This window comes from Vibrio sp. J1-1, assembly GCF_021728395.1.
Taxonomy (GTDB): Bacteria; Pseudomonadota; Gammaproteobacteria; order Enterobacterales; family Vibrionaceae; genus Vibrio.
Map to the genome: position 1 here is coordinate 1 of NZ_JAKKCM010000029.1, position 6,296 is coordinate 6,296.

6 protein-coding genes and 5 tRNA genes are annotated in these 6,296 nt (G+C 43.8%); 8 read left to right on the top strand and 3 right to left on the bottom strand.

Going from position 1 to position 6,296, the window contains the following annotated elements; translation table 11 throughout:
* Positions 1-9: 9 nt before the first annotated feature.
* Positions 10-86: transfer RNA gene (locus L3V31_RS21530), tRNA-Asp, on the top strand.
* A gap of 336 nt (positions 87-422) precedes the next feature.
* Here L3V31_RS21530 and pssA read toward each other — a convergent pair.
* Positions 423-1,763 carry a CDP-diacylglycerol--serine O-phosphatidyltransferase gene (gene pssA / locus L3V31_RS21535; protein ID WP_237319215.1) on the bottom strand — a complete coding sequence of 447 codons (1,341 nt, stop codon included), beginning with the start codon at positions 1,761-1,763 and terminating at the stop codon, positions 423-425.
* A 95-nt stretch (positions 1,764-1,858) separates the two neighbouring features.
* The gene (locus L3V31_RS21540) at positions 1,859-2,266 is read right to left on the bottom strand and encodes a GNAT family N-acetyltransferase (RefSeq protein ID WP_237319223.1); all 408 of its coding nucleotides are present in this window, start codon (positions 2,264-2,266) and stop codon (positions 1,859-1,861) included.
* 100 nt (positions 2,267-2,366) lie between these two features.
* Between L3V31_RS21540 and murB the strand changes: the two genes are divergently transcribed.
* Together murB and birA are read left to right on the top strand one after the other, a co-directional pair.
* A complete protein-coding gene (murB, locus tag L3V31_RS21545) occupies positions 2,367-3,410 on the top strand; it encodes a UDP-N-acetylmuramate dehydrogenase (protein ID WP_237319217.1) in 1,044 nt (347 codons plus the stop codon).
* Entirely contained in the window at positions 3,407-4,372 is a 966-nt protein-coding gene (gene birA / locus L3V31_RS21550) for a bifunctional biotin--[acetyl-CoA-carboxylase] ligase/biotin operon repressor BirA (RefSeq protein ID WP_237319220.1), read from the top strand. Before murB ends, birA begins: the two co-directional genes overlap by 4 nt.
* A 9-nt stretch (positions 4,373-4,381) precedes the next feature.
* Here birA and coaA read toward each other — a convergent pair whose 3' ends face one another.
* Positions 4,382-5,305, bottom strand: coding sequence for a type I pantothenate kinase (coaA, locus tag L3V31_RS21555; protein WP_237319221.1), 924 nt, complete (start codon positions 5,303-5,305; stop codon positions 4,382-4,384).
* A 206-nt stretch (positions 5,306-5,511) separates the two neighbouring features.
* Here coaA and L3V31_RS21560 point away from each other — a divergent pair.
* The 5 genes from L3V31_RS21560 to L3V31_RS21580 all read left to right on the top strand — a co-directional run.
* Positions 5,512-5,587: transfer RNA gene (locus tag L3V31_RS21560), tRNA-Thr, on the top strand.
* 53 nt (positions 5,588-5,640) lie between these two features.
* A tRNA-Tyr gene (locus L3V31_RS21565) sits at positions 5,641-5,725 on the top strand.
* A 35-nt stretch (positions 5,726-5,760) separates the two neighbouring features.
* Positions 5,761-5,835, top strand: a tRNA-Gly gene (locus L3V31_RS21570).
* A gap of 13 nt (positions 5,836-5,848) precedes the next feature.
* Positions 5,849-5,924, top strand: a tRNA-Thr gene (locus L3V31_RS21575).
* 101 nt (positions 5,925-6,025) lie between these two features.
* Positions 6,026-6,296: GTP-binding protein (locus L3V31_RS21580; protein WP_237318172.1), on the top strand; the 271-nt coding region annotated here is incomplete at its 3' end.

Here is a 6,296-nt window from a genome sequence, read left to right on the forward strand (position 1 = left end):
TACCACTGCGGAGTGGTAGTTCAGTTGGTTAGAATACCGGCCTGTCACGCCGGGGGTCGCGGGTTCGAGTCCCGTCCACTCCGCCACTTATTAAGAAGCCTAGTCGAAAGACTAGGCTTTTTTCGTTCTAAGTTTCCCCATCTGTATATCATGGTAGAGGCCGTAGTTTCACTTCTTCGCACGTTACTAACTTGAATAACGGTGATCTCTACAACTTGTAAGTCATGAGCTTTATAAGTCACACGTCAGTACCTTAAGTTGTGAAACATTAATAGATAAGAGAAGAGTCAAAGACTAGACGGAGACGCTCTGCGGCTTAGATTCTTCAGCAATAGACCCTCCAAAACCTATTAGTAATGTATTAGAAACAAAAACGCCCAACAGACGTTGGGCGTTGATTTGTAATGGTTGAAGCAGCTAGATTACAGAATGCGCTTTAAGACCCCATCGGCTTTTAGGCGCGTAATTTTTCTTACTAGTTTTTGTACACCGAATGGATAATCTTCTACTTTTTCTAGCTGTCTGTAAGTGCAGATTAAGTGAGTGTGTTCCAAGATTCGCGAAACTTCTTCCTCGAACTTATCGGTAAGTTGGGCGTAGTTATCTTGAATCAATAAGCCATTCTCCAGATCAAGCGACCAAGCTCTAGGGTTCAAATTATTACCTGTTAGCAGCATGTAGCGTTTATCGACCCAAATACCTTTCAGGTGGAAGCTATTATTGTCGTGCTTCCATAAGTGAATCGATAGCTTTCGTGCTGCTATGTTGGCTTCATTTGCTTTAGCGAAGCGACGAAGGTTCACTTCATAAAGATAAGGTAAGCCACCAATGGTTTTAAAATCTTCTTCAGGAGAAATATAGAAATCATTTGCTATCTTATCGCCGACCACAATAGTGACCTTCACACCACGCTTCATGGCCCGCTTTACTTCACGGTGAATTGCTTTAGGGAAATTGAAGTACGGGGTGCAGATGAAAATTTCATTTTGAGCTGTCGCGAGTAATTTTACTATTTGCTGATTCAATACATTACGTCGTTTACCTAAGCCAACCAGTGGTGTGACTTTTACACCTTTTTCCGTCTCTGTCTGACTTTCAAACTGGTAACTTGCTTGAGATAGTGAAGCGCGTAATTGGCGAATAGTCGATTTGATTTCTTTTGTTTCTGGCCTGTATTGGTTAGCAAGGTCATTGACTGCAGGGTGAGCGATCATCTCATTCTGAATAAATTGCGCCATTGAGTCTGCAAGAGACTCATTGCGAATGACATGGTAGCGATCAAAGCGATAACGACCATGATAGTTCAGATAGACATTATTTAAGCTTGCTCCGCTGTAAATAACAGTGTCATCGACAATAAAGCCTTTCAAATGTAGAACACCAAAGACTTCTCGACCACGGACGGGAATGCCATATACAGGAATTCGGTGTTGGTACTTTTGCGCGAATGCTTTATACAGCGCTGAATTACCTTCAGAGGTTTCTGCACCAATCAAACCGCGTTGTGCTCGGTGCCAATCTACACAGATATTGATGTCCAGCCCTGGATTACGTTGCTTCGCCTCGTAAAGTGCTGTGAGTATTTCACGTCCAGCCTCGTCATCTTCCAGATATAGAGCGACTAGGTAAATTCGTGACGTTGCTTTGCTTATCGCATCCAGAAGGCGAGTCCTGAATTCTTGTGCAGAATACAGAACGTCAAAGTCCTCAGGATTTACTGCGAGGCTTGGCAACTGTTCGAATGGATTCCTACTTACTATCATATCGGTGTGAGTACCTTAATTTAGTGCAATATTGCGAACCTGATATTTTACCAAAGATATGATTTATCTGGCTACAAAAGCACGCGGTTTGAAGTCTAGGATGGGATGAATTGCATTGGAATGAGATCTTTACCGCTGTCGACGTAGCGTTGAAAGGCCATTTTCAATGAGTTTGGTAGTTCTGAGCTATCGATGGTCTTAAAACCATGTTGAGAGTAATAAGTCTCTAAGTGCACAAATGCAAAGCAATAATCACTATTGGTGAAAACTGTGTTTTCGCAGTGAGTCAGTAACGCTTTCCCTACACCTGTTCCTCTAAACTCAGGAACAACAAGCATCCCAGTTAATAATCGAAAGTTTTCCACGCTCTTCATACGGAGTAGAGCGACGATAGATCCTTCACGACTTGCTGTGATGATCAATTCATCTCTTTTGGCTCGCCCTGCGGGATAATGGGCTTTATACAACCTCTTAATGAGAGGAAGCTTGATCGGATTTAACACTTCTATGATTAATGAGTTAGGTATTGTCACTGCGGTTAAAAGAGTTCTAAGGTAGAATGTTGACAGTTTAAGAGAATCTTATCTGGCGTTGCAAACCACTATGCAAATTAAAACAAACGCGAGCCTCAAGGCTTATCACACTTTTGGTATCGAACAAACCTGTTCGTATTTAGCCGTCGTTGAATCTGTTGACGATGTTATTCAACTCTTTCAGGATCCTGCTTTCAAAAGCTTACCTAAGCTATTTCTGGGCAAGGGAAGTAATGTGCTCTTCACTGAGCATTACCAAGGTCTGGTTATCATCAATAGACTGTCTGGCAAAGTGGTAAAAGAGACTGACGACCATTACTTGCTGCATATCGAAGGTGGTGAAGATTGGCCTGATTTAGTTTCCTGGTGTGTCGAGCGAGGCTTAGGTGGCATAGAAAACCTAGCGCTCATTCCCGGATGTACAGGTTCTGCGCCAATCCAAAACATTGGTGCTTACGGATTAGAATTGAAAGACGTTTGCGATTATGTGGACATCTTGGATCTCAAGACGTTTGAGACCCGACGTATGAGCACAGATGAGTGCGAATTTGGTTATCGTGATTCAATCTTTAAGAATGCTTTGTATGGTGAATGTTTTATTTGCGCTGTTGGACTTAAGCTGAACAAAGAATGGAAACCGATCAACCAATACGGTCCTTTGCAAAGTATTCCCGCCGAACAATTAAGTCCAGTATCCATATTTGAACGTGTTTGCCAGGTTCGCCAAGAGAAATTGCCTGATCCAGCGAAAGTGGGTAATGCAGGCAGCTTTTTTAAGAATCCAGTGATCTCGCAAGATCATTATGATCGACTGATTGAGACTCATCATGATTTAGTGGCATACCCTGTAGAAAACGGAATGAAAGTGGCCGCGGGTTGGCTCATTGATCAATGTGGTCTTAAAGGGATCTCTGTTAATGGTGCGCAGGTTAACCCGTTACAAGCATTGGTACTGACCAACGTGGACAGCTGTAGTGCGCAAGATGTACTGGCATTGGCGTCTCTCGTTAAGCAGACGGTTTGGAATAAATACCAGATTGAGCTCGAACATGAAGTTCGTTTTATCAATCGTTGCGGTGAAACCAATCTTGCTGAGATAGAGGCTGCGCAATGAGAAAAGAGCATGCAACAAAACTGCACATCCTGAAAACACTCAGTGATGGCGAGTTCCATTCAGGTGAAACCTTAGGTCAAGACCTTAGTATATCAAGAGCCGCGATTGCTAAGCATATTAAAGGACTGAGTGAATGGGGGGTGGATATATACCGTATTCAAGGACGTGGTTATCAATTGGCTCATCCCATCCAACTGTTAGATGAGACGAGACTAGCGGATAGCTCAGAGCCAAAACTGGAGTTAATACCAGTTATTGATTCAACGAACCAGTACTTGTTAGAGCAGGTGAATGAATCTGAGAAAGGCCGTGTGTGTGTCGCTGAATATCAAGCTAGCGGTCGTGGCCGTCGTGGTCGAAAATGGATTTCTCCATTTGGCTCAAACTTATACTTGTCTATGTACTGGCGTCTTGATGCCGGTATGGCCGCAGCAATGGGCTTGAGTCTCGTTATTGGTATCGCTGCGGTTGAAGCATTAGAGGAGATGGGCATCCAAGGCGTTAAGCTCAAGTGGCCGAATGATCTCTATTATCAAGATAAAAAGCTCGCGGGCATTCTGGTAGAAATGTCAGGCCAAGCCGGTGGGGCTGCTAATCTCGTAATAGGAATGGGTCTAAACATTGGAATGCCAGATAAGCAGCCTGATATTGACCAGCCTTGGACGACGCTAAATCAAGTGTGTGCTGATCTCAGCTTAGATAGAACGCAGCTTGCTTTGACGCTAATCGAGCATTGGAAGACGATACTGGTCGATTACGAAATGATGGGACTGGCTGGTTTTGTTGATCGCTGGAATCGTCTGGACAACTTCATTGGACGTCCGGTCAAACTCTTAATGGGTTCCAGAGAGGTAAAGGGGATTGTTCAAGGTATCGATCAGCAAGGCGGTGTGGTGCTTGAGACCGACAATGGATTGGAAACCTACATTGGTGGTGAAATTTCGTTGAGGAAAGGGGATTGAGTTATCCCCTTACTTACGGAGAGACACCTTGTCTACGAGGTGATTAACCCCTTTATGTAAGATCAAATGGGCTCTTTCCCGGGTAGGGAGAATGTTATGTTCTAGGTTGAGCCCATTAATACTATTCCAGATTTCTTTCGCTTTGTTTTTAGCTTCGTCAACTGACAGTTGTGTGTAGTGACTAAAATAAGATCCCGGCTTGGTAAAAGCGCCATGACGAAACTTCAAAAACCTTTCCACATACCATTGCTCAATGGTGTCAGATTCTGCATCGACATAAATGGAAAAATCCAGGAAATCCGAAACAAACACACGATGGGGATCGTGTGGATAATCCATTCCGCTCTGTAATACGTTTAAGCCTTCGATAATTAAAACATCAGGCCTGTCTACCTTTTTTAGCTCGTCGGTAATGTCGTAGGTAATATGCGAGTAGACGGGTACTTCGAGGTTGGGTTTTCCTGCCTTTACGTCAGACATAAACTCAACTAATCGCTTGATATCATAAGATTCAGGGAAGCCCTTGCGATGCATGATTCCCTTTTCTTCCAACACTTTCTTGGGATACAGAAAACCATCTGTTGTCACTAGTGATACTTTAGGGTGATTTTCCCAGCGAGAGAGTAGTGCTTTCATGATACGGGCAGTAGTACTTTTGCCTACCGCGACACTACCGGCTATTCCAATGACAAAGGGAGGGGCATGCTCTTCGGTATTCAAAAACTGTTGAAGAACCGTATTACGACTCTGGCGAGCTTGTACATACAAATTTAATAACCGAGACAATGGCAGGTAGATTTCTACTGCCTCCTCCATGGTTAGATTTTCATTTATGCCCTGAAGCGCAATTAAGTCGTCTTCAGAAAGTGTCATTGGCACAGAGTTTCTTAATTCTGCCCAGTTGGCACGGTCAAATGACAAAAATGGACTCATGGGGCTCTTTCATCCTTGGTTTCATTGAGAGCATGAACATACATCAAGCGAACTTTAAAGCAAGCGACAGAGGTCGAAGTTTACTTTAAAAAAGCGAGGTTTGTACGTTTTTGCAGCAAACGAATCCAAAAAATCGAAATTTATGATTTTTTTTAAAATTCCTATTGCAACCTAGAAAATCATTCAATAGAATGCGCACCACTTATGCCGACTTAGCTCAGTAGGTAGAGCAACTGACTTGTAATCAGTAGGTCACCAGTTCGATTCCGGTAGTCGGCACCATTCTCTCCTGTTTCTTAGAGAAACAACGAGTCGTGAGAATGGCTAGAAATTTTGGAGGGGTTCCCGAGTGGCCAAAGGGAGCAGACTGTAAATCTGCCGGCACTGCCTTCGATGGTTCGAATCCGTCCCCCTCCACCATATTCTTTAGGAAATAGCTCTCAGAGTTACGTGTTGCGGGCATCGTATAATGGCTATTACCTCAGCCTTCCAAGCTGATGATGCGGGTTCGATTCCCGCTGCCCGCTCCACTCTAATTTGAGTGCTGATATAGCTCAGGTGGTAGAGCGCATCCTTGGTAAGGATGAGGTCGGCAGTTCGAGTCTGCCTATCAGCACCAGCTCTCAAGCATATTTCCTTTTGATATTAGATTTACCAATAATCTTTTTTGGTTGCGTGGTCAATTTGGGCCACCAAAATCCGTACCTAGAGGGACCACTCATGTCTAAAGAAAAATTTGAACGTACGAAACCGCACGTTAACGTTGGTACTATCGGCCACGTTGACCACGGTAAAACAACTCTAACTGCTGCAATCTGTACTACTCTAGCTAAAGTTTACGGCGGTGTAGCTAAAGACTTCGCATCTATCGATAACGCTCCAGAAGAGCGTGAGCGCGGTATCACAATCGCAACTTCTCACGTTGAGTACGACACTCCAACTCGTCACTACGCACACGTTGACTGTCCAGGACACGCTGACTACGTTAAAA